Annotated in this window: 26 protein-coding genes; 14 read left to right on the top strand and 12 right to left on the bottom strand. The window is 62.1% G+C overall.

Annotation, left to right across the window (positions count from 1 at the left end):
* Window position 1: 1 nt before the first annotated feature.
* The 3 genes from LCF60_RS10825 to LCF60_RS10815 form a co-directional block, all read right to left on the bottom strand.
* Entirely contained in the window at window positions 2-1,219 is a 1,218-nt protein-coding gene (locus LCF60_RS10825; RefSeq protein ID WP_292291743.1) for an ABC transporter permease, read from the bottom strand.
* On the bottom strand, window positions 1,212-2,198 hold the full coding sequence (locus LCF60_RS10820) for an ABC transporter permease (RefSeq protein ID WP_292291742.1): 987 nt from the start codon (window positions 2,196-2,198) through the stop codon (window positions 1,212-1,214). Before LCF60_RS10820 ends, LCF60_RS10825 begins: the two co-directional genes overlap by 8 nt.
* A gap of 89 nt (window positions 2,199-2,287) precedes the next feature.
* Window positions 2,288-4,198 (bottom strand): ABC transporter substrate-binding protein, encoded by a 1,911-nt coding sequence (locus LCF60_RS10815; RefSeq protein ID WP_292291741.1) that lies wholly within the window; start codon window positions 4,196-4,198, stop codon window positions 2,288-2,290.
* 127 nt (window positions 4,199-4,325) lie between these two features.
* On the opposite strand from LCF60_RS10815, the gene LCF60_RS10810 reads away from it, so the two are divergent.
* The 5 genes from LCF60_RS10810 to LCF60_RS10790 are packed head-to-tail and all read left to right on the top strand — an operon-like array spanning window position 4,326 to window position 8,736.
* Window positions 4,326-5,051: a FadR/GntR family transcriptional regulator gene (locus tag LCF60_RS10810; protein ID WP_292291740.1), complete on the top strand. Its 726-nt coding sequence runs from the start codon at window positions 4,326-4,328 to the stop codon at window positions 5,049-5,051.
* Window positions 5,048-5,929: an SMP-30/gluconolactonase/LRE family protein gene (locus LCF60_RS10805; protein WP_292291739.1), complete on the top strand. Its 882-nt coding sequence runs from the start codon at window positions 5,048-5,050 to the stop codon at window positions 5,927-5,929. The genes LCF60_RS10810 and LCF60_RS10805 overlap by 4 nt, the downstream gene beginning before the upstream one ends.
* A 31-nt stretch (window positions 5,930-5,960) precedes the next feature.
* A complete protein-coding gene (locus LCF60_RS10800; RefSeq protein ID WP_292291737.1) occupies window positions 5,961-7,112 on the top strand; it encodes a mandelate racemase/muconate lactonizing enzyme family protein in 1,152 nt (383 codons plus the stop codon).
* Entirely contained in the window at window positions 7,112-7,942 is an 831-nt protein-coding gene (locus tag LCF60_RS10795; protein WP_292291736.1) for an alpha/beta fold hydrolase, read from the top strand. Before LCF60_RS10800 ends, LCF60_RS10795 begins: the two co-directional genes overlap by 1 nt.
* Window positions 7,936-8,736: an NAD(P)-dependent oxidoreductase gene (locus tag LCF60_RS10790; protein ID WP_292291735.1), complete on the top strand. Its 801-nt coding sequence runs from the start codon at window positions 7,936-7,938 to the stop codon at window positions 8,734-8,736. The genes LCF60_RS10795 and LCF60_RS10790 overlap by 7 nt, the downstream gene beginning before the upstream one ends.
* Before the next feature lie 70 nt (window positions 8,737-8,806).
* Here LCF60_RS10790 and LCF60_RS10785 read toward each other — a convergent pair whose 3' ends face one another.
* On the bottom strand, window positions 8,807-9,661 hold the full coding sequence (locus LCF60_RS10785; protein ID WP_292291734.1) for a shikimate dehydrogenase: 855 nt from the start codon (window positions 9,659-9,661) through the stop codon (window positions 8,807-8,809).
* Between the two features lie 252 nt (window positions 9,662-9,913).
* Here LCF60_RS10785 and ltnD point away from each other — a divergent pair, with 252 nt between their 5' ends.
* From ltnD to LCF60_RS10755, 6 genes are all read left to right on the top strand, one after another.
* Entirely contained in the window at window positions 9,914-10,822 is a 909-nt protein-coding gene (gene ltnD, locus LCF60_RS10780; protein WP_292291761.1) for an L-threonate dehydrogenase, read from the top strand.
* On the top strand, window positions 10,819-12,090 hold the full coding sequence (otnK, locus tag LCF60_RS10775; protein WP_292291732.1) for a 3-oxo-tetronate kinase: 1,272 nt from the start codon (window positions 10,819-10,821) through the stop codon (window positions 12,088-12,090). The genes ltnD and otnK overlap by 4 nt, the downstream gene beginning before the upstream one ends.
* Complete coding sequence (locus LCF60_RS10770; RefSeq protein ID WP_292291731.1) at window positions 12,087-12,737, top strand: aldolase; 651 nt, start codon at window positions 12,087-12,089, stop codon at window positions 12,735-12,737. The genes otnK and LCF60_RS10770 overlap by 4 nt, the downstream gene beginning before the upstream one ends.
* Window positions 12,734-13,507: a TIM barrel protein gene (locus LCF60_RS10765; RefSeq protein ID WP_292291730.1), complete on the top strand. Its 774-nt coding sequence runs from the start codon at window positions 12,734-12,736 to the stop codon at window positions 13,505-13,507. Before LCF60_RS10770 ends, LCF60_RS10765 begins: the two co-directional genes overlap by 4 nt.
* 163 nt (window positions 13,508-13,670) lie before the next feature.
* The gene (locus LCF60_RS10760) at window positions 13,671-14,609 is read left to right on the top strand and encodes a 2-hydroxyacid dehydrogenase (protein ID WP_292291729.1); all 939 of its coding nucleotides are present in this window, start codon (window positions 13,671-13,673) and stop codon (window positions 14,607-14,609) included.
* A gap of 10 nt (window positions 14,610-14,619) precedes the next feature.
* Window positions 14,620-15,387, top strand: coding sequence for an HpcH/HpaI aldolase/citrate lyase family protein (locus LCF60_RS10755; RefSeq protein ID WP_292291728.1), 768 nt, complete (start codon window positions 14,620-14,622; stop codon window positions 15,385-15,387).
* A gap of 78 nt (window positions 15,388-15,465) precedes the next feature.
* Here the strand turns inward: LCF60_RS10755 and denD are convergent, their stop codons facing one another.
* From denD to LCF60_RS10720, 7 genes are read right to left on the bottom strand one after another with little or no spacing between them, the layout of a single operon-like run.
* Window positions 15,466-16,431: a D-erythronate dehydrogenase gene (gene denD / locus LCF60_RS10750; RefSeq protein WP_292291727.1), complete on the bottom strand. Its 966-nt coding sequence runs from the start codon at window positions 16,429-16,431 to the stop codon at window positions 15,466-15,468.
* Entirely contained in the window at window positions 16,428-17,351 is a 924-nt protein-coding gene (locus LCF60_RS10745) for a sugar kinase (RefSeq protein ID WP_292291726.1), read from the bottom strand. The genes denD and LCF60_RS10745 overlap by 4 nt, the downstream gene beginning before the upstream one ends.
* Window positions 17,348-18,199: an SMP-30/gluconolactonase/LRE family protein gene (locus LCF60_RS10740; protein WP_292291725.1), complete on the bottom strand. Its 852-nt coding sequence runs from the start codon at window positions 18,197-18,199 to the stop codon at window positions 17,348-17,350. Before LCF60_RS10740 ends, LCF60_RS10745 begins: the two co-directional genes overlap by 4 nt.
* Window positions 18,196-19,347: a fumarylacetoacetate hydrolase family protein gene (locus tag LCF60_RS10735; protein ID WP_292291724.1), complete on the bottom strand. Its 1,152-nt coding sequence runs from the start codon at window positions 19,345-19,347 to the stop codon at window positions 18,196-18,198. Before LCF60_RS10735 ends, LCF60_RS10740 begins: the two co-directional genes overlap by 4 nt.
* 2 nt (window positions 19,348-19,349) lie before the next feature.
* Window positions 19,350-20,735, bottom strand: a complete 1,386-nt coding sequence (locus LCF60_RS10730) for an FAD-linked oxidase C-terminal domain-containing protein (RefSeq protein WP_292291723.1) — start codon at window positions 20,733-20,735, stop codon at window positions 19,350-19,352.
* The gene (locus LCF60_RS10725) at window positions 20,732-21,334 is read right to left on the bottom strand and encodes a LysE family translocator (RefSeq protein ID WP_292291722.1); all 603 of its coding nucleotides are present in this window, start codon (window positions 21,332-21,334) and stop codon (window positions 20,732-20,734) included. Before LCF60_RS10725 ends, LCF60_RS10730 begins: the two co-directional genes overlap by 4 nt.
* Window positions 21,334-22,365, bottom strand: coding sequence for an L-idonate 5-dehydrogenase (locus LCF60_RS10720; RefSeq protein ID WP_292291721.1), 1,032 nt, complete (start codon window positions 22,363-22,365; stop codon window positions 21,334-21,336). Before LCF60_RS10720 ends, LCF60_RS10725 begins: the two co-directional genes overlap by 1 nt.
* A gap of 125 nt (window positions 22,366-22,490) precedes the next feature.
* Here LCF60_RS10720 and LCF60_RS10715 point away from each other — a divergent pair, with 125 nt between their 5' ends.
* From LCF60_RS10715 to LCF60_RS10705, 3 genes are read left to right on the top strand one after another with little or no spacing between them, the layout of a single operon-like run.
* A complete protein-coding gene (locus tag LCF60_RS10715; protein WP_292291720.1) occupies window positions 22,491-23,252 on the top strand; it encodes an SDR family oxidoreductase in 762 nt (253 codons plus the stop codon).
* Window positions 23,253-23,265: 13 nt separating this feature from the next.
* Window positions 23,266-24,192 (top strand): NAD(P)-dependent oxidoreductase, encoded by a 927-nt coding sequence (locus LCF60_RS10710; RefSeq protein ID WP_292291719.1) that lies wholly within the window; start codon window positions 23,266-23,268, stop codon window positions 24,190-24,192.
* Window positions 24,193-24,207: 15 nt separating this feature from the next.
* A complete protein-coding gene (locus LCF60_RS10705; protein WP_292291718.1) occupies window positions 24,208-25,101 on the top strand; it encodes a phytanoyl-CoA dioxygenase family protein in 894 nt (297 codons plus the stop codon).
* 21 nt (window positions 25,102-25,122) lie between these two features.
* On the opposite strand, the gene LCF60_RS10700 is transcribed toward LCF60_RS10705, so the two are convergent.
* Window positions 25,123-25,593 carry a cell wall hydrolase gene (locus LCF60_RS10700; RefSeq protein WP_292291760.1) on the bottom strand — a complete coding sequence of 157 codons (471 nt, stop codon included), beginning with the start codon at window positions 25,591-25,593 and terminating at the stop codon, window positions 25,123-25,125.
* Window positions 25,594-25,765 lie beyond the last annotated feature (172 nt).

The raw sequence follows: 25,765 nt of genomic DNA, 5'->3' as shown, positions 1-25,765 counted from the left end.
GTCAGTGACCATACGGATCTGCGGCATCGCGCATGCCGTCCCCCAGGAAGTTGAAAGCGAGAACGGCGATCACGACAAAGCCGCCGGGTATGAAAAGCCACGGGGCCTGGCTGATCGAGAGGATGTTTTGCGCCTCTTTCAGCAGAACGCCCCAGGAAATCGCGGGCGGCTGCAAACCAAGACCCAGAAAGCTCAGACCGGTTTCCGCCAGGATCATCAGGGGCACAGCCAGGGTCAGCGACGCGATGATATGGCTGGTGAGCGACGGCAGCATGTGGCGGAAGATGATCCGCGGTTCCGACGCCCCGTCCAGCCGCGCCGCGATGACGAAGTCGTCGTTCTTCATGGCCAGGAACCGACCCCGCACAACGCGGCCCAGCTCGGTCCAGCCCACAAGGCTGACGATCAGGGTGATCACGAAATACTGCTGGTATATCGGCCAGGATGGCGGCAACGCGGCCGCCAGGGCCAGCCAGATCGGGATCGTCGGCAGGCTTAGCGTAAATTCGATCAACCGCTGGATCGCCATGTCGATGCGGCCGCCATAATATCCCGAAAGCCCGCCAAGCACGATGCCCAGAACAAGGCTGATCGCGACACCGACAAGGCCGATGGACATGGAAATGCGCGTGCCGTACGCGATGCGGCTGAACATGTCCCGACCCAGCCTGTCGGCCCCGAACAGAAAGTATTTCTCGCGCGGGTCCACGGTGGCGAAGAGGTGGATATTGGTCGTCCAGATCCCCCAGAACTTGTACTCCGGTCCCGGGCCAAACATCCGAAGGTAAATCTTTTCGCCGGATTTGGTGTACGTGATTGCCAGCGTTTCAGGGTCGCGCTGGCGGTCCATTTCCCAGACATAGGGGCGCAGCTGAATCCCGTCCTCGGTCCGGTCGATGAAGTGGATCATCTGCGGCGGGTGGAAGACCGCGCGGCGGTTCTGCTTGAACGGATCGTCGGGCGCGATGAATTCGGAAAAGATCGCGATCAGGTACAGAAGCCCGATCACCCAAAGCCCCAGCATGGCAAGACGGTGTCGCTTGAACGCCCACCAGGTCAGTTGCCATTGCGAGGCGATGGCAACCTTGTCCGGCGCGGCATCGGCAGGAAGCCCGGCCGTCCCGGCATCACTGGTCTCAAGCCGCGTCGGGGCACCGTCGCCCGTACCGCGAAGCGGAGGATGGGCCGTATCCTTGGGTCCTACGGAGCCGTCACTCATAACGCACCCTCGGATCTAGCAGAACGAGAAGGATGTCCGAGATCAGCATCCCCACCACGGTCAGCGAAGACAAAAGCAGGACAAACGCTCCGGCAAGATACATGTCCTGGCTCAGAAGCGCTTGCAGCATCAGCGGTCCAGCCGTCGGCAGGCTGAGCACGATGGCGGTGACGACGGCGCCGGAAACGAGATTGGGCAGAACCCAGCCGATCGTCGAGACAAACGGGTTTAGCGCTACCCGGACCGGGTATTTCATGATCAGCGCCCATTCGGAAAGGCCCTTGGCCCGCGCGGTGTCGACATAAGGCCGGTTCAATTCGTCCAGAAGATTGGCGCGCATGATGCGGATGAGGCTTGCAGTCGCTCCGGTCCCCAGCACGATCACCGGCAACCACAAATGTTCGATCAGGTTGACGACCTTGGCCCAGGACCAGGGCGCATTCTTGTATTCCGGTGAAAACAGGCCCCCGACATCCGCGCCGAAATGCACAACGCCGATATACATCAGGATCAAGGCGAGCAGGAAATTGGGTGTGGCCAGGCCAATGAAGCCGATCGTGGTGATGATGTAATCCCCAAGCGTGTACTTGCGCACCGCAGAGTAGATGCCGATCGGCATGGCCAGCGCCCAGGTGAAGAGAAGCGTCGCAAAGGACAGACAGACGGTCAGGCCCATCCGTTCCCAAACCAGATCCGAAACCGGCTGTCGCCATTCGAAGGACATGCCGAAATCGCCCTGGAGCAGGTTGCCGACCCATTTGAAATACTGAACGTATAGCGGCTGATCGAGGCCAAACCGGGCGCGCAGGTTGTTGATGGACGCCTGGTCCAGAACTTCGTTCGATTCACCGAGCTTGGCAATGTAAGTGGTCAGATAATCGCCCGGCGGTGCCTGGATCAGCAGAAAGGACACTATCGAGACGGCAAAGAGAAACGGGATCATGTACAGCAACCGTTTCAGGATGAAGCGCCAGATCATGTGGACATCCAGTCAGTTTCAGGGTGTGCAGGGCAAGGTGTGGCGCCGGCCAGCCCCTTGGTGGCCGGCGCAAGAAGTGTCATGCAGACTTAGTTGGCGTAATAGTATGTCTGCGGCAGCGTCGGACCGGGATCAGGATACATCCAGGCCCCCGGCATGCTTTCGGGCACGTTGCGCAGATTGGTTTTCACCACGCCGAACTGGCTGGGCGAGGTGGAGATCCCGATGATCTCGAACTCGTCCGCGGCGATCTGGTGGATTTCCCGGAAGATATCCATCGCCTTGTCCTGATCGGCCTCTGCCTTGAAGGCGTCGTAAAGAGCCAGACGCTTTTTCATGGTTTCGGTGGGTTCTTCCCCATCGGAACCGCCGGTCAGGTACCAACGGGTCCACGGGATGGCGAACCAGCTGGCTTGCGGATGCACCGCGAGGACGTCACGCGGCGAAAGCGTCGGGTCAAGCCCGCCCGGCGCGCCCCAGACCATGAAGTCATGCTCGTTGGCCTCACCGCGGGAATAGTAAATCGACCGCTCCACCGACGAGATGTTGAGATTGATGCCCAACTCGCTCCACTGTTCGCGGATGATCTCGAGCGCATCCCCCCATTGCGGTTGCTCGACACCGGTGTAGTTCACGTTGAACTCGAACCGGCTGCCATCGGGCAACAGACGGAAGCCTTCGCTGTCACGCTCCGTGAACCCCTGTTCATCAAGGATCGCGTTGGCGCGGTCGGGATCGTACTCGATGTACTGGGTCCCCAGCTGCTCATTGTAGAGGACATGGGACTTGGATGGCCCGATCTGCCAGGGCTCGCCCTGCCCTTGCCACACGATGTCGATGATTTCCTCGCGGTCGATTCCAAGGGACAGTGCGATACGCACATCCTTGTTCCGCAACACGTCCCGCATTACCGGGTCCTTGTGGGTGTGGTTGAAATGGATCGCCATGATGTTGGAATTCGAGTCCTTGCGCTCGAAAAGCTTGTAACCACCACGCTCCATGTTTTGCGACAGGACCGGCTTGTTGGTCACCGCCGAGATCCGGCGCGCCTGCATGTCGATGTTGCCCGCGATCGCTTCGAGAAGAATGGCCTGGCTGTCCTGCGCCACGCCCATTTGAAGCTTGTCGACATAAGGCAGCTGATTGCCTTCGGTATCGACCTGCCAGAAGTACGGATTCCGCTCGAACATGACCTGCGTTGAGCCTGCGGAATAGCCGTCGCCCGTCACGACCCAGGGGTCGAGCGTCGGGCGGTCGGGATTGGCCCAGCGGTTGGGCGCTTCGACCTCGCCGCAATTGAGACGGAACAGCGCCGCCCAATCCTCGACAGCTTCGGTTTCGTCGACCAGTTGCTGCACGTTTTCGTTGTATGTCGGGTGGTACTGCTGACAGAAATGCTTTGCCCAAAGCACGGGTTCCTGCGCCAGCGGAGTCGCCAGTTCGGTCAGGAAGGTGCCGTAGGGGGCCGCAAAAATCAGTTTTACCGTATGATCGTCGATCTTTTCTGCTTGCATGGTTTCACCGGCCACCACGAAACGCGCGGGCGCGGTCGGATAGAATTCCGGGTTGTTCAGCAAGTCGTTGACGAAGAAAAGAATGTCATCTGCCGTGAAGGGGGCACCATCGGACCATTTCATGCCTTCACGCAGGTGAAAGGTGAATTCCGAGCCCTCTTCGTTGACCTCCCAGCTTTTGGCCACGTTCGGCACCACACCGGAGAAATCCGGCTTCCAACGGGTCAGACCCTGCGGCGATATGAATTTCAGGATCGAGTTGTGATCGTTCGAGCCGCTGAGCATCCGGCGGATGGTTCCGCCGTAGTTGCCGACCGATTCAAGCGGCGTGATGACTTCCGGTTCATTGGGCAACCGTTCGTCTACCGGGGGCAGATCCATGCCTTCCAGCATAGGGGCTTGTTGATACGCAAAAGCCGCAAAGGGGCTCATGATCGCGCCGACAAAGGCCGAAGCCAAGGCCGTTCTTCGCCAGGTGATTGTCATAATTTCCTCCCATCGGAACGACAGCCTCCCGCTGCCGAAACACCATCAGTCTCGACACGGCTGAACAACTTGTCAAACAAATTAATTGCACTTGTAAGTTTTAAAAACTTCTTGCTATGGTTCCCGCATGCAAGCCCCTGACCCCAATATCACGGCGGATACACCCGCCCGGCCCACACGGCTCGAGGATCGCGTCTTCGCTGGAATACTTGATGATATCCGGCTGGGAAAGTTCACCCTCGGCGAGAAATTACCAAGCGAATCAGAGCTTGCGTCGCAATATGGATGCTCGCGTCCCGTGATCCGTTCGGCCTTGGCAAAACTCAGGGAAAACGGGCTGATCGTGTCCCGACAGGGCGCTGGATCCTTTGTAAGCAGCGGCCATGATGACCGGACATCCGGCTATGGCGCGCTCGAATCGATCTCGGATATCGCCGGCTACTTCGCGTTTCGAAAGACCGTCGAAGCCGAAAGCGTCGCACGGGCCGCGATGAATGTGAAACCTGCGGATATCGACAGGCTCAAGGCGCTTGTCGAAAAGATCGAAGACCTGATCGCAGAAGGCAAGCCGACCGTTGAAGTGGACATCGAATTTCACAATCTGATAGCCGATTTGTCAGACAACCGATTCCTTCACGAGACTCTTGTCATGCTGGAGCCAAGCTGGCTTTTCGTCGGAAAATTCGTGCGGTCGCTCGGACGGACAGGCTATCGCCTTGGCGGCAAACACATGAATTCGGAACACAAAACGATCCTTGCGGCGCTGGAAGCGCGCGATCCCAAGGCCGCCCGCGCCGCGATGATTGCCCATATCGACGGCTCCGAACGGCGCGTCTTCAAGGGGGAGAAATGAGCATCGACATCACCTGCGTTGCCCCGACACGAAGCCGGATCGGCGAAGGGGCTGTCTGGGATGACCGGGACCAATGCCTTTGGTGGGTCGATATCCCGTCAGGTCTTATATACCGCTTTGACCCCGAAACCGGCGAAAACCGCGCCTACGATTTCGGTGAACCGGTGGGATGCCTTTCGGTACGCGAACGGGGCGGGCTTGTCCTTGCCGCCAAGTCCGGCTTCTGGTTCTACGATCCCGAGACCGATGCGCGACGTCACATCACCGACCCCGAGACCCATCTTCCGAACAATCGCTTCAATGACGGCGGAACCGACCTGCAAGGCCGCTTCTGGGCAGGCACCATGAAGGAGGGCGGAGACCCCGAGGCCATGGGCACGTTCTACCGGCTTGATCCGGACCTGAAGGTCACTGCGTGGAAAGACGGGTTCTGGACGACAAACGGCCTGGCCTTTGCCCCGGATGGTCGCCGGATGTACTGGTCCGACAGCAATCCGCGCGTGCGCACGATCTTTGCCGCCGAATACGATCCTGAAACCGGGACCCCCAGCGCGCCTGAGGTGTTCTTCGACACGCGGGACCTGCCGGGTCGGCCCGATGGCGGCACGGTGGATGCCGAAGGCCATTACTGGCAGGCCGGGATCGAGGGCTGGCAATTGTATCGCATCGCGCCGACCGGCGACGTGGTTCAGACCATTGACGTACCGGTTGAAAAGCCGACCAAGCCGCAGTTCGGAGGGCGCGATCTGGGAACGCTCTTTTTCACATCGCTGAGCCTTGGTTTGGCTGAAGACCGTCCACAACCGGAGGCAGGCAGCCTCTTCGCAATCACCGGACTTGGCATCCAAGGCGTGCCGCAAGCGCGGTTTCAGGGTTAAGCATATGAAAATCACCGGCCTCCGAAGTTTCATGGCCCGGGACGGAAACCGGCCTCGGGTGATCGTCGCGGTGGATACCGACGAAGGCATTACCGGCTGGGGAGAGTGCTACAACCACGGCCCCGACCGCGCGCTGCCGCCGCTGCTCGACTACCTTTACCTTCAGATCGAAGGCGAAGATCCCCGCCGGATCGAGCGCATCGTTCTGAAACTGCTGCAACAGTCGCGGTTCCCTCCGGGGGCGCTGGGTCTGGCCGCCATTTCGGCCATTGATCACGCATTGTGGGACATTTCCGCCAAGGCGGTCGGACTGCCTGTCTACATGTTGCTGGGTGGCCATGTCCGGGACCGTGTGCGGGTGTATCTTGGCGTCTATTCCGCGCCCGATGCCGAAGCTGCGCGCGACCATTGCGCAGCAATGAGCGCGGAACATGGCTTTACGGCTTTCAAGATGTCTCCCTATCGCGGCGACATTCATGCCTACCCATGGAGCAAGACAATCGGCAAGACGACCGAGTGGGTCGCAAACCTCACGGAGCTTTGCCCGGACTGGGAATTTGCATACGACGCCCACGCCCGGCTTTTCGAGCCGTGGCAGGCGGTGTCTCTTGGCAATGCGCTGGCTCCGTTCCATCCCCTGTTCTTCGAAGAACCCATCCGCCCCGAAAACGTCGAGGCCTGGGGACCGCTCAAATCCGCCTTGAACTGCCCGCTTGCCACCGGGGAAAGCCTGTATTCCCGGTTCGAATTCCTGCGTCTTCTGCAATGCGGCGGGGCCGACATCATCCAGCCCGATATTTGCGTCGTCGGCGGATTGTTGGAGATGCGCAAGATCGCCGCCATCGCCGAGGCGTTTTACGTGCCCGTTGCGCCGCATAACCCGATGGGGCCGCTGGCAACGGCGGTGAACCTGCATTTCGCGGCGTCCTGTCCGAACTTCAAGATACTCGAATACCGGCTTCCGGGCACGTCTGCCTTCCTCGGGAAAGACCTGGCCAATCCGGACGTCGAAGCCGGCTACGTCACCGACCCCTACATGCCCAACGACGGATATCTCGAACTGCGCCCGGATCGTCCGGGCTGGGGCGTGGAGATCGACGAGGCCTATCTTGCCACCGACCGCTACATCCATTGGGAACGCAAGTTGCCCATCAGGCCGGATGCGTCCACCGGCTATACCTGATGGCAGACCTGCACGACCAGTTGCGTGGCCTTCTGGGCCTCGGCTCTCCATCGGTCTTGCCCGAGGCCCACAGCTATTTCTGCCCCGACGGACCGGGCCCACATCCGGCAGTGCTCTATTGCCATGCGCATGGCGGTGAATACGGGCTGGGACGCCGCGAACTGACCGAGGGCGCTCGCTGGCTTGTCGCGCCTTATGCACCTGATCTGCTGGCAGCCGGCTGGGCGGTTCTCTGCATCGACATGCCCGGTTTTGGCGACCGGGCAAAGCTGGGAACCGAAAGCGCGCTGGTCAAAGCCGGGCTATGGCAAGGCCGGCCATATTTCGGATGGATGGTGGCGGAACAGATCGCCGGTGTGCAGTGGCTCGCCGCACGCAACGAGATCGATGCCACCCGGATCATAACCCTTGGAATGTCGATGGGCGGCGCGCTGTCGCTCTGGACCGCAGCACTCGAGCCGCGCATCGCCGCCTGCGTCCACCTGTGCTTTCTTGCAGACATCGCCCCCCTGATCGCGACGGGCGTGCATGACCGGCACGGGCATTACCTGACTGTTCCCGGCTTTCTGCCCCTGGCCGAAACGGGCGATGTGGCCGCCCTGATCGCCCCGCGACCGCAATTCGTGGGCCACGGCAGCGACGACGCGTTGACCCCCGCCTCCGCGCGCGATGCCGCGTTGGCGCGCCTGCGGACAGCCTATTCGGATGACGCGCTCCGGACTTTCATGGCCGAGCGGACAGGTCATGTCGAGACCCCCGAAATGCGCAGGCATGTGCTTGATTTCCTGCGTCACCTACAAACTGCACAAAACACGAGGACATCATGCTGAAGAAACTTTTGATCACCGGCGCTTCCGGAAACCTTGGCGTCGTGTGCCGCGCAGGCTTGAGGCCCATTGCCGAAACGATCCGGCTCAGTGACCGCGAGGGGGTGACGGACGCAGCCGCCCATGAAGAGATCGTTCACTGCGATCTTGGCGACAAGGACGCGGTCGAGGCGCTGGTCGAAGGCTGTGACGGCATTGTCCATCTTGGAGGCCAGTCGGTGGAAGCACCTTGGGAAATCGTGCGCAATGCCAATATCGACGGCATCTTCAACCTCTACGAGGCCGCGCGCAAGTCGTCCGTGACCCCCCGGATCATCTTTGCCAGCTCGAACCACGCCATAGGGTTTCACAAGCAAACCGAACGGCTTGACGCCAACTCTCTGACCCGGCCCGACGGGCTTTACGGGGTGTCGAAGGTCTTTGGCGAGGCCATGGCGAGCATGTATTTCGACAAGTTCGGGATCGAAACGGCTTGCGTCCGTATCGGCTCCTGCTTTCCCGAACCGCGCAACCACCGGATGCTGTCGACCTGGATGAGCCACGACGATTTCATCGCACTGATCGAACGGGTTTTCCTTGTCCCAAGGCTGGGATGCCCGGTCATCTACGGCGCATCAGCAAACGGCGCATCGTGGTGGGACAATCGCGAGGTCGCCTATCTGGGATGGCAACCGAAAGACAACGGCGAAGCCTACCGCGACAAGATCGATGCCGAAATGGATCCGCCGCCCGCCGACGATGTGACCGCCGTCTACCAGGGCGGAGCATTCTGCGGAGACGGTATCCACGAAACGTGACATGCGCGGGCGCAGGAGACGGAGCATCGGTCTGCCGCGTGCGACGAAGCCATGCGGCTGCACCTGCCTGTCAGGGCTGGCCCGATGCATCTGCGGCCAAGCTTTCGCGCAGACGGGTTTCGTCCAGCGCGGTTCCCGCGAAATGGGCCCAGGCGTGGACACCCTGATGGAAAAACAGCTCGTAGCCGGAAATGACGGATAGGCCAGCTGACGCGGAGTCGCCCAGGAACCGGGTGTTCACGGGGGTGTAAACCGCGTCGAAGGCCCATTCCTGTCCGTGGATCGCGGCAGCCGGCAAGGGCGTCCCGCCATGGCCGACCATGCCCACCGGTGTTCCGTTCAAAAGCCCCGTTGCCCCCTGCGCCGCGGAACTTGCGTCGGTGTAGACAGTGACGGTCGGGGCATGTCGGAGGGCGCGCAAGTCTTCTGCCAGCGCATGCGCTTTGTTGGCGTCTGTATCGAACAGTCGGATTTCCAGTGCATTCAGGGCAACCAGACCGAAGGCGAGCGCCCGTCCGACACCGCCGGTCCCGATCAGACAGGCAATGCCGGGATTTGCGTCTGCCCGTTCGCCACGATAGGCGGCGATGAACCCGGTGTAATCGGTGTTGTGACCCTTGGGTCCTTCCGGTTCGAACAGGACCGTGTTGACCGCCCCGATTGCCTGGACAAGCGGGTCTTCGATCATGACCTTTCCTGCCGCACGCTCCTTGTACGGATAGGTCACGTTCACGCCACGGAACCCGTGACCCGCACATGTGTCGAAGAGGGTGTCGAAATCGACGTTCATGTCTTTCGGAACAAGCCGGTCATAACGAACCCGAAGCCCTGTCTGTTCGCCTGCCAGCCTGTGCAGGAACGGTGCCCGCGACGAAGCGATATTGTCCCCAATCAGGCCGAGTTTGAGCTCGGGTTCATCTTGCATGATGCGCGACCTTTTTGGTGGACGGAAAACGCGGAATGGCCCGAACAACGGCCGATAGTGCATGTGTCATTCAGGTCTCTTTCAGCTACACGAGAGCTCTTATCATCCGTCCTGAAATTTTGGTATGCCAAGGAAAATTTTTTGGTATACCAAATGGATGAGATTCAAATTCTGTCGTAACGGGATGCGGCAAGGAAGACGCACGGCATGGTCACGCCTGATGCGCTTTGTGAAAACGGAATGGGACGGGTCATGGGCGAAACGCAAAAAGTTGCCGTGATCGGGCTGGGCTCGATGGGCTATGGTATTGCCGCGTCGGCGCTTCGCGGAGGCCATCGTGTCTGGGGGTACGACATCAATCCCGCGCAGGTCGAGAAATTCCGCGAAGACGGCGGCGCAGAAGGCGCGCTTTCGGACATTGCCGCTGATTTGAACATTGTGGCCGTGGTGGTCCTGAACGCAGCGCAGACAGAGGACGTGCTGTTCGGTGCGGATGCGCTTGTGCCTCGTTTGACGCCGGGGACGGTCGTTCTGTCCTGCGCGACGGTTCCGCCAGAATTTGCGCGCACCATGGAGTCCCGCTGTGAAGACCATGGCGTGCTTTACCTGGACGCGCCGATCTCCGGCGGAGCGGCAAAGGCGGCCAGCGGGGAGTTGACCATCATGGCATCAGGTCCTGAAGCGGCCTTCACGGCGTCGCGTCCCCTGCTGGATGCGATCGCGGCCACTGTGTTCGAGCTTGGCAATACTGCGGGTCCCGGCTCGGCGATGAAGGCGACCAATCAACTGCTGGCCGGCGTGCATATCGCGGCGATGGCCGAGGCCCTGACATTTGGCATGACCCAGGGCGTCGCACCCGAAACGTTTCTCGAGGTGATCTCGAAAAGCGCGGGCACGAGCTGGATGCTGGAAAACCGCGCGCCGCATGTGATCGACGGGGATTACAGCCCCCGAAGTTCGGTCAATATCTGGCCCAAGGACCTTGGCATCGTTCTCGATATCGCCGCCTCGGCCGGGTTCGAGGCGCCGATCACCGCGACAGCGCTGGCGCAATACCGGCAGGCGGTCGAGATGGGCCTCGGAGGCGTCGATGACTCGGCGGTGGCCAAGGTCTATGCGCGACAGGCTGGTCTGACCCTGCCCGGAGAGGATGCGGCATGACCACCGTCCTGGGCTGCATCGCGGACGATTTCACGGGTGCCACCGATCTTGCCGGGCTGCTGGCCCGAAGCGGCGTCAAGGTGTCCTTGCGCATGGGTGTGCCCACCGACGCCCCATCCGAAACAGCCCCGTTCGAAGTGATCGCGCTCAAGATCCGCACAGTCCCGGTGGAGCAGGCGGTGCAACAGGCGCTCGAGGCGTTGGACTGGTTGCAGGCGGCAGGTGCCACGCGATTCTTCTGGAAATACTGTTCGACCTTCGATTCCACGGCACAGGGCAATATCGGCCCTGTTGCCGAAGCGTTGATGGATGCCCTGGGCACGAAGCAGACAATCTATTGCCCGGCCTTTCCGGAAAACGGTCGGTCCATCTTCATGGGAAACCTTTTCGTGGGTCGGCAGCCTCTGGCGGAAAGCCCGATGAAAGACCATCCGCTCACGCCGATGCGCGATTCCAATCTGATGCGCTTGCTCGACCCGCAAGTGACCCGACCGACGGGACTGGCCGACAGGCAGACCGTGGCAAAAGGGTCCGATGCGTTGACCAACGAACTGGAGCGTTTGCGAAAGGACGGGATCGCGCATGTCGTTGTCGATGCCGTCGCCAATGACGATCTTCACGTGATCGCCAGCGCCTGCCGCAACATGCCCCTGATGACCGGCGGATCCGCCGTTGCGATGCCCCTGCCCGGCATCTTTGCCCGTGACGGTTTGTTGGCTGCAGACGCACCGGGGCTGGTTCAGCCCGACCTTGGCAGGGGCGCAGTCGTGCTGTCCGGCAGTTGCTCGGCGATGACCAACCAGCAGGTCGAAGCCTATATCGCGCACGGCTGCCCGGCATACCGGCTGGACCCGCTGGACTTCGCGGCCGAAGGACACGCGAAAGCGGTGGCGTGGGTCGCGGCGCAAGACCTGACCAAGGCGCCACTGGTCTACGCCACCGCCAATCCGGACTCTGTCCGCGCCGCGCAAGAACGATTGGGCGTGCAGCGCGCAGGCGCGATGGTGGAGCAGGCCCTCGCGGCCTGTGCTGTCGCTGCTCGCGATGCCGGGGCGCAGCGATTTGTCGTCGCCGGAGGCGAAACCTCGGGTGCCGTCTCGCAGGCTCTTGGCGTCGACAGGCTGGATATCGGCACGGAAATCGCACCCGGGGTGCCCTGGTGCTTTGCCACGTCGAACGGCACGCCCATTGCCCTGACGCTCAAATCAGGCAATTTCGGCTCCAAAGGCTTTTTCCGCGATGCGCTGAGCGAACTGGAGCGGGAATGACCGAAGAAACCCGCCTGCGCGACCGGATCTGCCTGTTGGCCAAATCGATGTTCGACCGGGGTCTGACGGGGGGATCAACCGGCAACATCTCGGCCCGAACGCCGGATGGCGGGTTGCTGGTGTCGCCCACAGGCATGTCGTTCGGTCGATTGGACCCGGCAAGGCTGTCGCGCTTCGATGCCGCCGGAAAGCTGATCGATGGTGACAAACCGACGAAGGAAATGCCGTTGCATGCCGCCTTCTACGACACCCGGGGCAGCGCCGGCGCGGTGGTTCACCTGCATTCGTGCCATTCCGTCGCGTTGTCGCTGATGCCAGACGTGGACGACGACAATTTCCTGCCACCGCTGACGCCCTATTCGATCATGAAACTGGGCAAGGTCAAGTTGCTGCCCTTCTTTCTGCCGGGTGACCCGGCGATGGGCGAGGCGGTACGTGGGCTTGCGGGAAAGCGCAGCGCGGTGATGCTGGCCAATCACGGTCCCGTCGTGGCGGGCAAGGATGTCGAAGCGGCCTGCAACGCCATCGAAGAGCTGGAAGACACCGCGCGCCTGGCGATCCTGATGCGGGGCCATGATGCCAGGATGCTGACGCCAGAACAGGTCAATGCCGTTGTAACGAAATTCGATGTGGATTGGGACGGATGAAGTTTTCGGCAAATCTCGGGTTCCTCTGGACCGACCGTCCCTTGCCCGACGCGATCCGCGCAGCGCATGCGGCCGGGTTTGATGCGGTTGAATGCCATTGGCCTTACGAAGTTGCGACCGAGGAGATAAAAGCCGCCTTGAACGACACCGGCCTGCGGATGCTGGGCCTGAACACACGGCGCGGCAATGTGGCGATGGGTGAAAACGGTCTGGCTGCCCTGCCCGGTCGCCAGGCCGATGCCCGCGCTGCGATTGACGAGGCCATCAGCTATGCGGCTCAGATCGGGACAGGCAACGTCCACGTGATGGCCGGATTTGCCAGCGGCGACGACGCGCGGGCCACCTATGTCGACAATCTGCGCTATGCCTGTGACACAGCCGCCCCGCACGGGATCACCATCCTGATCGAACCGCTGAACCGGCATGATGCGCCCGGGTATTTCCTGCGCACCACCGATCAGGCGGTCGCCATCATCGACAGCGTCGGTGCCTCCAATCTCCGGCTGATGTTCGATTGCTACCATGTCCAACGCACCGAAGGCGATGTGAGCACGCGTCTGCGCGCCCTGCTGCGCCATGTCGGGCATATCCAGTTTGCCTCGGTGCCCGACCGGGGCACGCCGGATCACGGAGAGCTGAATTACGCCCATGTCTTCGCGACCCTTCGCGACCTGGGCTGGAATAGCCCCCTGGGTGCCGAATACAAGTCCGATAGGCCGACAGACGACACGCTTGGCTGGCTGGACGCGATCAGGGACCGTTCTTCATGAAAGCGCGGATGAATCCCTCCGGTCACGCCCGTCGCGGCTTTGCAGCGCTCGCGCCAACCATGCCCGGGGCCTCGCTGCTGGCAGCGCATTCCGGCAACCGGGCCACCTGCGCCGGGCAGGGCTGTCACATACGACACACTGGAACTGCTAAGGGAGACACCTGATGACCAAGACACTCGTAATGGGCAACTACACCGAAACCGACCTTGCCGCGCTCAGGGCAGAGTTCGATCCTGTGTTTCTTGCCGGCCCCGATGATCTGGCCGGGCTCCGCGAGGATGCCCGCGCGTCGATCACCGCGATGGCCTACAAGGGGCACGCCCCGTTTGGTGCCGACCAGATGGACATGCTGCCCAATCTCGGACTGCTGGCGAATTACGGTGTCGGATACGACTCCATCGATACGGCAGCGGCCAGCGCGCGCGGGGTAAAGGTGACCAACACACCCAATGTCCTGAACGACGATGTGGCAGATCTCGCGGTCGGACTGCTGCTTTGCCAAGGGCGCGAAATGATGCAGGCCAGCGCATGGGCGCGGTCGGGGAACTGGGCCAAGCATGGGGAATACCAGCTGAACCGCAAGGTCTCGGGAAGCACGGTCGGCATCCTGGGTCTTGGCCGGATCGGACGCGAGATCGCGGATCGTCTGGCGGCGTTCAAGATGGACATTCACTACTATTCGCGCTCTGAAAAGGAGACGCCGGGGTGGACCTATCATGATGACCCGATCGCGCTTGCCGGAGCGGCGGACTTTCTGATCGTGGCGCTGGTTGGCGGCAAGGAGACCGAGAAATTCGTGTCCGAGGATGTGATCGCGGCCATGGGTCCGCGCGGCGTTCTGATCAACATTTCTCGTGGCACGACGGTCGACGAGGCTGCCTTGCTGGATGCGCTGGAGGCAGGCCGGATCGCGGGCGCGGGGTTGGACGTCTTCTTGAACGAACCCGATATCGACCCGCGCTTCTATGCCTTGGACAATGTGGTGATTCAGCCGCACCAGGGCTCCGGGACCGTTGAAACCCGCGCTGCAATGGGGCAATTGCAACGCGACAACATCACCGCGTTCCATGCTGGAAACGCCCTGCTGACGGCAGTGAATTGAAAGACTGAACATGCGCAAGAATACCTTCAAGCAGGCGATCACCGAAGGCCGACAGCAAATCGGTGTCTGGCACATGGTCCGCGACACCCAGGTGACCGAGATGCTCGGAGGGTGCGGGTTCGACTGGGTGCTGATCGATTGCGAACACACGCCCAACTCGGAAGCCGACGTTCTGGCCATGCTTCAGGCCTTGAATGGCAGCCCGGCCATGCCGGCCGTCCGTCCGTCCTGCCTGAACGTGGCCGAGATAAAGCGCCTGCTGGACGTGGGCGCGCAGACGATCATCGTGCCTTATGTGCAGACCGTGGAAGAGGCCGAACTGGCCGCCGCCGCCGTGGAGTATCCGCCGCATGGCATCCGCGGCGTGTCCGGTGGATCGCGGTCGAGCCTTTATGGCACCGTCCCGGATTATTTCACGACCGCGCGCGACGAAATCTGCCTGATCGTCCAGATCGAGACCGTCGCCTCGATGGAAAAGCTGGAAGAGATCGCCGCCGTTCCGGGGATCGACGGCATCTTTATCGGTCCCGCCGATCTGGCCGCGTCCATGGGGCACGCGGGAAACACCAGCCATCCCGACGTTGTGGAGGCCATCGTGTCGGCGATGCGCCGTATCCGGGCGGCGGGCAAACCCGCCGGGTTCCTGTCGTCCAACCAGGAGATGCTGGAAAAGGTGGTCGAGGCCGGATGTGTCTTCACGGCGATCGACATCGACTTCGGACTGTTGCGCCGGGCCGCGCTGGAGCGGATCGAGGCGTGCAGAGGCTGGAAAGCCTGAGCACGAAGATCGCGCAAAGCCGAGCGGGAACGCGCTGTTTCCAGCGGCGCGGACCTGTGTCGATGACGGCGGGCGCGATCAGCCCGCCGGTTTGTCATCCTCCAGGTAGTAGCGGATGTTGTCTTCAAAGCTGTCATCCGCTTGCAATCCTAGCTTGATCGCCTTTTCGGGACGCAGGTCGAACCGCCAGCCCTTGACGATGGCCTGGATGTCGGGCTGCGGATCCCATGTGATGCGCTTGGCCGGTTCCGGGCCTGCCACAGCGGTCATGGCGTCGATCAACTGGCGCACCGACCACATGCGGCCAGGCATCATCATGCAGCGGTTCTGACCCAGATCCGCCTCGGGAATTTCCGTGCCCTTGATCAGGTTTTCAACGCATTTGCGGGGGCTGAGGTAGTAGTGCAGAAAATCCTCATCCACAGGGCAGTTCGCCTCTTGCCCGTTCAGTGGCTCACGCAGGATCGATGACATGAAGCTCGAGGCGGCGCGGTTGGGTTTGCCGGGTCGCACGGAGATTGTCGGGAGACGGAACCCGCGCCCGTCGATGAAGCCTTTGCGCGAATAGTCGTTGATCAGCAGTTCGCCGACGGCTTTCTGCGCGCCGTAGCTTGTTTGCGGGTTGAGGAAACTGTGGTCGACAATGGGGTCGGGAACCTCACCGCCATAAACCGCGATGGACGACGTGAAGACCACCACCGGTCTGGTGCCAAGCGCGCGGGCCCGTTCCAGCACATGCATCGTGCCCATCATGTTGATCTGCCAGCCCGCGTCGAAATCCTCTTCTGCATGGGCCGACACGATGGCGGCAAGAAGGTAGATCACGTCTGTTTCGGCTGTCACCACCTGTGCCACGGAGGCCGCATCGGCGATGTTGCAAGTCGTGGTCTGCACCGGGAACGGTGCCTCGACCGGCGCCGGATCGTTGATGTCGGCAAGTGTCAGGTTGCTGATCGGCTGGCCACGCAAGCTGCCTTTGTCGGCCAGTCTGGCGGCGAGTTTCTGGCCGACGACACCGCCGCCGCCGATGATCAGAATGTTCATGTCGTGACTCCCTCTTCGAAGATCTGCGGCACCAGTGCGCCGTGGAATTGAATGACCTGCCCGGCCAGCGCCATTGCGGTGTCCGCCGCCTGCTCCAGCGTGTCCCCTTGGGCCAGCCGCGCCAGCAAGGCCGCCGCAAAACTGTCGCCCGCGGCGGTGGTGTCGGTGATCCTGTCAACCGGAGTCGGGGTCAGGGTGATCCGACCCGCCGTTTCGGAGTAGGCGGTCAGCGGCGCGTCGCCGTTCTTGACGACAACCGTCTTGGCGCCCTGCCCTGTGTAGCGCCTGATCGTATCGTCGGGCCTGGCATCTCCGAACAGCTCGGTTTCCTCGTCAAAGCTGGGCAGGACGATATCAGCCGCGGATGCACCCAGCAAAAGCCCCGCTTTCATCGTGTCGGTGCTTTCCCACAGCCGGGGCCGGAGGTTGGTGTCAAAGGACACGGTGGTCCCGTTGGCGCGGGCGCGGTTGAGCGCGTCGCACAGGCGGTGCCGATGATCCGGCGTCAGAATGGCCAACGAGATTCCCGAAAAGTGGACCAGACCCGCATCGGCCAGATGCCGGTCAAGCCAAGCCTCGTCTTCCGCCAGCTGACGCGCGGCAGAGGTGCCGCGCCAGTAGGAAAAGCTGCGTTCGCCCTTGTCGGTCGAGATCATGTAAAGGCCAACCGATCGGTCCGGAATCTCGCGCAGGGCGGCCGTGTTCACCCCGGCCGATTCCATGAAGGCCCGCATCTCGGCGCTCACCGCGTCAGTGCCAATGGCTGACAGATAACCCACGTCCCAGTCATCGGGCAGCAGCCGGCGGGCATACCAGGCGGTGTTGAACGTGTCGCCGGCAAAACCGCGGCGATAGGTGTCCTCCCCGATCTGGGCCAGTTCCACCATACATTCGCCAATGGACAAAAATCGCTGTTTCACAAGATCACCCGATGTTCGGCCTGTCCGGTCGCGTCGACTGTCAGGTGATAGGTCTGCCCGTCTTCAGCCGCCGGATCTGCCATGGACTGACGGGCGGTGGTCACGAAAAGCGTGCACAGGTCCCGCCCGCCAAAGGCAGGGCATGTGGTGTTACTTCCCGGCACGGTGATGGTTTCTTTTTCGGTGCCATCCGGCCCGAACCTGACAACCGATCCGTGACCGTATTGCGCGATCCACAGATCACCCCCGGCATCGGAAACCGCGCCATCTGGACGATAGGACCCAGACGGCAGATCAAGCAAAACCTCGGGATCTCCCTTGGGCCAGCCGTCGCCGCCAAGCCGCTGAGACCAGACCTTGCCGGTCGGAGTGTCCGCGAAATAGGCCAGGTCGCCGGACGGAGCGAAACAGATCGCATTCGAAATGGAAATACCGGGATAAAGCTGTCGCACCTCACCGCGGTAGTAGCGCCAGATGGCCCCGGCCCCGGGCGTCTTGGTCTTGCTCATGGTCCCGAACCAGAACCCGCCTTGCGGATCGGCGCGGCAATCATTGCTTCGGGTTTCGGGAGTGTCGGCTTCGATGCGGCACAACCGGTCCTGCGCCCCTGTTTCAATGTCGAAAAGCGACAGGCCGGTTTCCGAGGCGATGACGATCCGCGTTTCATCGACCCAGCCCGCGGCGCTGACATATTCATCGAATTGCCACGTTCGCGTTTCGGCATCCTGGCGGGTGTGAAGCCGATGGGCATTGATGTCGAACCAGAACAATTGCTGTCGCAGCGGATGCCACAGCGGGCCTTCGCCCAGATCGCAGGGCGTGGGATCGTATACGGCGACGCGCGTCATAGAAGGTTCCGCGCGGCCAGATTGCGCATCAACGCGGATGTTCCGAAAATCCATTCGGGGCAATCGGAAGACAGGCGCACGGTGTTGCTCAGCGTGCCCAATGCCGGTTCGGATATGTTCACCACATCCTCGACATGGTGGGTGAATCCCTGTCCCGGTGCATCGCGATCCTGCACCGGCGCGAACATCGTTCCGCAAAACAGCATGAACCCATCCGGGTATTGGTGATGTGCGCCTATGGTCTGCGCCACCAGATCGGCCGGATCGCGGCTGATCTCGGCCATCGAGGATGCTCCGGTCAGGTCGAAACCGTCCGTTCCGGCGACCGTCATCGTCAAGTGCGCGGCGCGCACGTCATCTAGGGTAAAGCCGCCATCGAACAACCGGATCACCGGACCGATGGAGCATGAGGCGTTGTTGTCCTTGGCCTTGCCAAGCAACAGGGCCGACCGCCCCTCCACGTCACGCAGGTTGACGTCATTGCCCAGTGTCGCACCGACAATGTGGCCTGACGGGCTGACCGCGAGCACGATCTCGGGTTCGGGATTGTTCCAGGTCGATACGGGATGCAGGCCCACCGCCGCGCCCCACCCGACCGACGACATCGGCTGTGACTTGGTGAACACCTCGGCGTCCGGGCCGATGCCAACTTCGAGATATTGCGACCACAGCCCTTCTGCCAGCAGCACGCGCTTGACCTCGGCCGCTTCGGGCGAGCCGGGAACAAGACCGGCAAGGCTGTCCCCGATGATGCCTCCGACCTTGGCGCGGATCGCCTCGGCACGGTCGGGATCGCCTGCGGCCTTTTCTTCAATGACCCGTTCGACCATCGAGGCGGCAAAGGTGACGCCGCAGGCCTTGATCGCCTGCAGGTCACACGGTGCCAGCCAGCGCAGATCGTCCGGACCGGCATCGGGTGTCGAATTGGCATGGAGGTCTGAAACAGAGCAGAACTCCTCGCCCGCCGCCCCCCGTGTTGCCGCGACCGGATCCTTGGTTGCCAGCAAGTCCGCCATTGTCGGATGTGCCCGAGACGTGATGTCGGCCACGCGGTCCCCGTCGATGCGGACCAGCGCGGGGCCAAGGCCCGGACGCCAGACACGTCCGACGAGTGTTCTCTCGGAGTCGGGTTCGAGTTCCGGCAGCATGTTCAGCCTCCCTGGTTTCCGGCGGGCAGCATCTTGCCCGGATTGAGAATGTTGTTCGGATCGAATCCGGCCTTGACCGACCGCATGTAAGCCAAGGCGGGACCGTGTTCGGTCATCATGAATTTCTGCTTGCCCAGACCGATCCCGTGCTCGCCGCTGACGGTCCCTCCCAGCCGCAGTGCCGTTTCCGCCAGCGCGCTGGTGAATTCCTCGGCCCGGGCCATTTCGTCGGGGTCGTTCGGATCGACGCTCAGACCGGCATGGAAATTGCCGTCACCGACATGGCCGACAATCGTACTCGTCAGAGCCAGCCGCTGCGCATCGCGTTGCGCTTGCAGCACCGCCTCGGCCAGTCGCGAGATCGGTACGCAGACATCGGTCGGCCAGATATGCCCGGACGCCCCGAGCGCGGCGCTGGCATAATGCGACTTGTGCCGCATCGCCCAAAGCGCGTTGCGCGCCTCGGTGGTGTCGGCGGTCTCCCAACCCTTTGCGCCGAAGTCCGCAGCGATATCCTCGAACGTGGCGGATTGCTCCTCGACGCCCGCGGGCGTGCCGTGGAATTCGAGAAACAGATGCGGTTCCTCCGGAAGGCCGGCGCCGGAATAGACGTTGAACCCGCGCACCATCATCTCGTCGACCAGTTCGATCCGCGCCATCGGCAGGCCGGACTGGATCGTCAGGATCACGCAGTTCACCGCGTCTTCGACCGACGGGAACCGGCAGGTCGCGGATTTGATCGCCTCGGGAATGCCCTGCAATCGCAGGGTCAGTTCGGTGATCACGCCCAACGTGCCTTCGGAGCCGACAAGAAGATGCGTCAGGTCATAGCCGGTCGACGATTTCCGCGCCTGGCTTCCCGACCGGATGATCGTGCCATCGGCCATCACTGCCTCGAGCGCCAGCACGTTTTCCCGCATCGTTCCGTAGCGCACGGCGGTGGTGCCGCTCGCGCGGGTCGCGGCCATGCCGCCGATGCTGGCATCCGCACCGGGATCGACCGGAAAGAACAGGCCGGTGGCGCGCAATTCCTCGTTCAGGCGAATGCGCGTGATCCCGGGCTGCACGACGACATTCAGATCCTCGGCGTTGACTTGAAGGACCGCGTTCATCCGCATCATATCGAGGCATATCCCGCCCGAAATACACAGGTGCTGTCCCTCCAGCGACGATGCCGCGCCATAGGGCACAACGGGGCAGCCTTCGGCATTGCAGATCTTCAGGATCGCCGACACGTCTTCGGTGGTTTCGGGAAAGGCCACCGCGTCGGGGGGTGTCACGGGATAATAGGTTTCGTTCTGCCCATGCTGTTCGCGGATGGCGTCACTGGTGACCAGACGGTCCCCCAACAATTCCGCAATCCGGTCGATGGCTGTGGCAATCGTCATGGCGTACTCCGAGAGGCCGACCAGAGCGCCAGGGCGACAACTCCGAGCATGGACAAGGCCATCAGGATATTGATCGCCCGCTGGGTGCGGGGCGGCAGGTTGAGCTTGTGCAGGGACACCCCGGCCCAGAGCCAGGCCAGGTGAATGGGAATCCAGATCGTGTTGAGGATAAGCGCCTTGGTGATCATCTCGAACAGGAAGCTGTTTGGCGCATAGTTGAACCCGAGGATAAGCGAGCTGTTGACCGCATAGGCCTTGGGATTGATGGCTTGCAACATCACACCTCCCAGCACACCCGGCGCAGTCTTGGCCTCCATGAAGGAAATCTGCGCGCCCGCAAAGGCAATCCGCGCTGCGAGATACAGCAGATAGGCCACCGATCCAACCATCAGGACCGTCCGCAGCCACGGAACCGACAGGATGATCGCGGCCAGCCCGGTCATTACCGACAGCATCACGAGGTTGGTGCCGATGAACAGCCCAAGCACATAACGCAAGGACGGTCGAAACCCGTAGGCCGCGCCGAACCCGGCGGTGGTCATCACACCCGGACCCGGCGTGATGATGAGAAACAGCACCGCAGCGGCGAATGTCAGCATCAGGTGAACTCCAGCTGCACCTTCATCGCCTTGCTGCGATCAGAGGCAGTGGCAAAGGCGGTCTCGAACTCGATCAATGGATAGCTGTGGGTGATCAGCGGGGTCACATCAATCAGCCCCTTGCGCATCAGGTCAACCGCGATGGCGAATTCCTCGTGAAAGCGGAACGACCCGCGCAACATAAGTTCCTTGGCGGTGACCTGCATCATCGGCAGCGTCATGTCCCCGGACAGACCGAGTTGCACCAGCACACCGCGCGGGCGCAGGGCCGCGATTCCGGCCGCGAGTGCAGATTCGGCACCGGAACATTCGAAATGGATGTCCATGCTTCCCTTGGCCTGTTGGTAGGGCTTCAGGGCGTCGGGGGCCGTGCGGGTGTTCAGCACCACATCGGCGCCGGCAGCCTTGGCAAAGTCCAGCACGGCGTCGGCGATATCGGTCGCAATGATCTCGGCCGCACCGGCGCGGCGGGCGGCAAGGATCGTCAGCACGCCGATCGGCCCACACCCGGTCACCAGAACGCGACGGCCCAGCATCTCTCCCGCGTTGCGCACGGCATGCAGGCACACCGCCAAGGGTTCGGCCATCGCCGCCTGTGCCGCGCTCAGCCCGTCTGCCTTGACGCATTGCGCGGCATGGGCAACCAGCGTTTCGCGGAACGCGCCCTGGATATGCGGGAACGGCATCGCCGATCCGTAAAATCGCATGTTCAGGCACTGGTTCGGCAACCCCCGAAGGCATTCACCGCAGCCACCGCAGGGCCGCGAGGGCGACACCGCCACAAGATCACCGACACTCAAGCCGGTCACGCCATCGCCCAAGGCGCTGACCTCTCCGGCAACCTCGTGACCAAGGATCATCGGTTCGCGCAGGCGCACGGTGCCAAAACCGCCGTGGTGGTAATAATGCAGGTCCGATCCGCAAATTCCCCCGCGCCGCATCCGAATGGCCACGTGTCCCGGTTCGGGCACCGCGTCTTCGCAGGGTTCCAGACGCAGATCATGCGCCGCGTGGGCATATAGGGCTTTCATGGCAAGGCTCCTCCCCTCCTCGGGGTAGCGCTTGCATTGCCCCCAAGATGGTATACCATTTTAGTCAAGCCGGGTTTGCCCTGCAATGTCAATGCCGCGAAGACAGACGGCACACGGGAGGAAATATGCAACTGTTCGATCTGAGCGGGCGCACAGCGCTGATCACCGGGTCATCCATGGGGATCGGGTTCGCGCTGGCGCGGGGCCTTGCACAGGCGGGCGCACATCTGGTGCTCAACGCCCGCAATGCCGACCGTCTGGAAGAGGCCGCCAAGACCCTGCGCGCCGAGGGGGCGCAGGTTGCCACATTGGCCTTCGACGTCACCGACGCCGACGAAACCCGCGCGGCGGTGGACAGGTTCGAAGCCGAGCACGGCGCGATCGACATTCTGGTGAACAACGCCGGGATGCAGCATCGCACCCCGCTCGAGGATTTCCCGGCGGACGCCTTTGACACGCTGATGCGCACCAACGTGTATTCCGTGTTCTATGTCGGTCAGGCCGTGGCACGGCACATGATCAAGCGCAGTGCGGGCAAGATCATCAATATTGCCAGCGTGCAGACCGCGCTGGCCCGTCCCGGCATCGCACCCTACACCACGACCAAGGGGGCGGTGGCCAATCTGACCAAGGGCATGGCGACCGACTGGGCCAAGTACGGGCTGAACTGCAACGCCATCGCGCCGGGCTATTTCGACACGCCGCTGAATGCGGCACTGGTGGCCGATCCCGAATTCAGCGCGTGGCTGGAAAAGCGCACGCCCGCGGGCCGCTGGGGCAAGGTCGAAGAGCTGGTCGGCGCGTGCGTCTTCCTGTCATCGGACGCCGCAAGTTTTGTGAACGGGCATACCCTGTTCGTCGATGGCGGCATCACGGCAAGCCTCTGAAGGAGTTTAGAACATGAGCGACAAACCAACAGTTGGTTTCATCGGCGTTGGGCTGATGGGGCACGGGATGGCCAAGAACATCCTTCAGGGGGGCTTTTCCCTCGTCATCAAGGGCAATCGCAACCGCGCGCCGGTCGACAGCCTTGTCGGCATGGGCGCGACCGAGGTGCAGACCGCCCGCCAGATGGCCGAGCAATGCGACATAATCCATCTGTGCCTGTCCAATTCGCCCCAGGTCGAAGCCATCATGCGCGGGCCGGATGGCATTCTGGCCGGAGCCCGTGAGGGCTTGATCGTGGTCGACACAACCACCGCCGATCCGACCTCGACGATGGCACTGGCCGAAGAAATGTCGGCGCAGGGCGTACACATGGTGGACGCGCCGCTGGGCAGGACGCCGAAAGAGGCCGAGGAAGGCAAGCTTGACGCGATGGTCGGCGCGTCGGACGCGGCATTCGCCAAGGTCAGACCGGTGATCGAATGCTGGTCCGGATCGATCAATCACATCGGCCCTGTCGGGTCGGGCCACAAGATGAAACTGATCATGAATTTCATGTCGATGTCCTATGCCTCGGTCTATGCCGAGGCGCTGAGCATCGCGGTGAAATCCGGGCTCACACCGCAATCGGTGCGCGACGTCATGGGCCCGTCCCGCATGGGCTGCGGGTTCTTCGACACGTTCTTTTCGGCAGCTGTCGGCGGCGATCCCAACGCACACAAGTTCGCCATCGCCAATGCGGCCAAGGACGTGCGCTATGTCGCCAACATGGCGATGGCCGCCGGTGTGATGAACCCGATGGGCGCGGCGGTGCGCAACTATTTCGATCAGGCCGAAGCGGCGGGCAAGGGGCAGGATTTTGTCCCCACCATTGCCAACCATATCGCGGAGCTGAACGGCTTTGACCTGCCTGCGGCGGTCAGGAAGGGCAACGAGGGATAGAAAGGGGGGCAGCAGATGCTCACCGAGGCGCAAAAGGCGTTTTACGACGCGAACGGCTATCTTCTGGTCAAGAACGCGGTCACCCCGGACCAGCTGTCTCGCCTGCGCGAGATCACCTATCGGCTGATCGACGGGTCGCGCAATGTGACGGAAAGCAACGAGGTTTATGACCTCGATACCGGTCATACATCGGATAATCCGCGCCTGACGCGGGTGAAGCTGCCACACAAGCGCGACCCCTATTTCTGGGAGTTGATCCGTAAGTCGAAGCTGACCGATGTACTGACCGAACTCCTGGGTCCGCATACCAACCTGCTGACATCAAAGCTCAACACCAAGGCGCCGGGTGGCGGGCGTGCCGTGGAATGGCATCAGGACTGGGCGTTCTATCCTGCTACAAATGACAGCCTGCTGGCCTTTGGCCTCATGCTCGAAGATGTGGAGGAAGCGAACGGCCCGCTCATGGTCATTCCGGGCACCCACAAGGGTCCGGTGCTCAGCCATCAGGCCAACGGGTATTTTGCCGGCGCCATTGATCCTGACGACCCGTTGTTCGAGAAAGACAAGGCGGTGACCCTGACCGGCAAGGCCGGCGACATGACGGTACATCATGTGCGCATCCTGCACGGCTCGGCCCCGAACATGAGCGACCGAAATCGCCTGATCCTGTTCTATGAATGCGCAGCCTCGGATGCATGGCCATTGCTTGGATCGGGAAGCTATATCCACGCCCTCGGCCAGCGAAAGTTCTGGGACGACCTGCAGGACCGCCAGATCACTGGCGACCCACAGCTGTCACCACGCATGGCCGATGTGCCGGTCCGTATGCCGCTGCCCCCGGCCCCAGACACCGGGTCGATCTTCAGGACGCAGGAGAGTGCCGGCGCAAAAAGCGCGTTTTCGTCCTGAACCTGTCTGAAGCGTGCCCTGCTACCTTCCGGTCAGGCCTTCGACATTCGCGGGCGGTGAGCGCCGTGTCACCTGTGTCGGATGCCGTTTCTCGTAGAACGCATTGCCCCCGGTCGAGACAACGTAATGGATGTTGTTGTAGTCCGCGACATAGCTGCGGGCGTGAAAGAACCGGGCCTTGGCGGTGTGCGGATGGCGTTCGCCCCGAAGCACCGCCGCTGCCGTGTCGCGCGCAAGCGCCTCGGACGCGCCTGTCATCCGACGGGTCATCACCCCCGGCGCGAATTGGCGTTTCTGCGCCACGACCTCGCAGACGGTGTTCGGGAAATCCTCTGACCTGACGCGGTTCATGACGATACTGCCGACAGCGACCATGCCGTCACGGCTGGAACGGTTCGATTCGAAATACATGGCGCGCGCCATGCAGTCGATGTCCTTGGCATCAGGACTGTCTGGGCCCCGGGAGGCCGCACAACCAGACATGACAGCCATCGCAGTGAGCGCGACCGCAGACACGAAACGCATGCGAAAAGGGTTCATATGGGCGACAGCCTCTGAAATTGACCATCCGTCGATAGCCCAGGACTGACGAAGTCTGAATAGGCTTCGTCGCCGCGTTTGGCGGATCCGGCAGGAATCCGCCTTGCCCGGCGGACACGCAGTC

Origin of the sequence: Marivita sp., from assembly GCF_020055635.1 — a bacterium.
Taxonomy (GTDB): domain Bacteria; phylum Pseudomonadota; class Alphaproteobacteria; order Rhodobacterales; family Rhodobacteraceae; genus Marivita.
The sequence above is the reverse complement of the archived record's forward strand: the minus strand, read 5'-3'. Positions and strand labels throughout refer to the sequence as shown.

Bases quoted from the DNA above. Each gene is read 5' to 3' on its own strand.
- LCF60_RS10825 (WP_292291743.1), bottom strand. From the start codon at position 1,219: ATGAGTGACGGCTCCGTAGGACCCAAGGATACGGCCCATCCTCCGCTT.
- LCF60_RS10820 (WP_292291742.1), bottom strand. From the start codon at position 2,198: ATGATCTGGCGCTTCATCCTGAAACGGTTGCTGTACATGATCCCGTTT.
- LCF60_RS10815 (WP_292291741.1), bottom strand. From the start codon at position 4,198: ATGACAATCACCTGGCGAAGAACGGCCTTGGCTTCGGCCTTTGTCGGC.
- LCF60_RS10810 (WP_292291740.1), top strand. From the start codon at position 4,326: ATGCAAGCCCCTGACCCCAATATCACGGCGGATACACCCGCCCGGCCC.
- LCF60_RS10805 (WP_292291739.1), top strand. From the start codon at position 5,048: ATGAGCATCGACATCACCTGCGTTGCCCCGACACGAAGCCGGATCGGC.
- LCF60_RS10800 (WP_292291737.1), top strand. From the start codon at position 5,961: ATGGCCCGGGACGGAAACCGGCCTCGGGTGATCGTCGCGGTGGATACC.
- LCF60_RS10795 (WP_292291736.1), top strand. From the start codon at position 7,112: ATGGCAGACCTGCACGACCAGTTGCGTGGCCTTCTGGGCCTCGGCTCT.
- LCF60_RS10790 (WP_292291735.1), top strand. From the start codon at position 7,936: ATGCTGAAGAAACTTTTGATCACCGGCGCTTCCGGAAACCTTGGCGTC.
- LCF60_RS10785 (WP_292291734.1), bottom strand. From the start codon at position 9,661: ATGCAAGATGAACCCGAGCTCAAACTCGGCCTGATTGGGGACAATATC.
- ltnD (WP_292291761.1), top strand. From the start codon at position 9,914: ATGGGCGAAACGCAAAAAGTTGCCGTGATCGGGCTGGGCTCGATGGGC.
- otnK (WP_292291732.1), top strand. From the start codon at position 10,819: ATGACCACCGTCCTGGGCTGCATCGCGGACGATTTCACGGGTGCCACC.
- LCF60_RS10770 (WP_292291731.1), top strand. From the start codon at position 12,087: ATGACCGAAGAAACCCGCCTGCGCGACCGGATCTGCCTGTTGGCCAAA.
- LCF60_RS10765 (WP_292291730.1), top strand. From the start codon at position 12,734: ATGAAGTTTTCGGCAAATCTCGGGTTCCTCTGGACCGACCGTCCCTTG.
- LCF60_RS10760 (WP_292291729.1), top strand. From the start codon at position 13,671: ATGACCAAGACACTCGTAATGGGCAACTACACCGAAACCGACCTTGCC.
- LCF60_RS10755 (WP_292291728.1), top strand. From the start codon at position 14,620: ATGCGCAAGAATACCTTCAAGCAGGCGATCACCGAAGGCCGACAGCAA.
- denD (WP_292291727.1), bottom strand. From the start codon at position 16,431: ATGAACATTCTGATCATCGGCGGCGGCGGTGTCGTCGGCCAGAAACTC.
- LCF60_RS10740 (WP_292291725.1), bottom strand. From the start codon at position 18,199: ATGACGCGCGTCGCCGTATACGATCCCACGCCCTGCGATCTGGGCGAA.
- LCF60_RS10735 (WP_292291724.1), bottom strand. From the start codon at position 19,347: ATGCTGCCGGAACTCGAACCCGACTCCGAGAGAACACTCGTCGGACGT.
- LCF60_RS10730 (WP_292291723.1), bottom strand. From the start codon at position 20,735: ATGACGATTGCCACAGCCATCGACCGGATTGCGGAATTGTTGGGGGAC.
- LCF60_RS10725 (WP_292291722.1), bottom strand. From the start codon at position 21,334: ATGCTGACATTCGCCGCTGCGGTGCTGTTTCTCATCATCACGCCGGGT.
- LCF60_RS10720 (WP_292291721.1), bottom strand. From the start codon at position 22,365: ATGAAAGCCCTATATGCCCACGCGGCGCATGATCTGCGTCTGGAACCC.
- LCF60_RS10715 (WP_292291720.1), top strand. From the start codon at position 22,491: ATGCAACTGTTCGATCTGAGCGGGCGCACAGCGCTGATCACCGGGTCA.
- LCF60_RS10710 (WP_292291719.1), top strand. From the start codon at position 23,266: ATGAGCGACAAACCAACAGTTGGTTTCATCGGCGTTGGGCTGATGGGG.
- LCF60_RS10705 (WP_292291718.1), top strand. From the start codon at position 24,208: ATGCTCACCGAGGCGCAAAAGGCGTTTTACGACGCGAACGGCTATCTT.
- LCF60_RS10700 (WP_292291760.1), bottom strand. From the start codon at position 25,593: ATGGCTGTCATGTCTGGTTGTGCGGCCTCCCGGGGCCCAGACAGTCCT.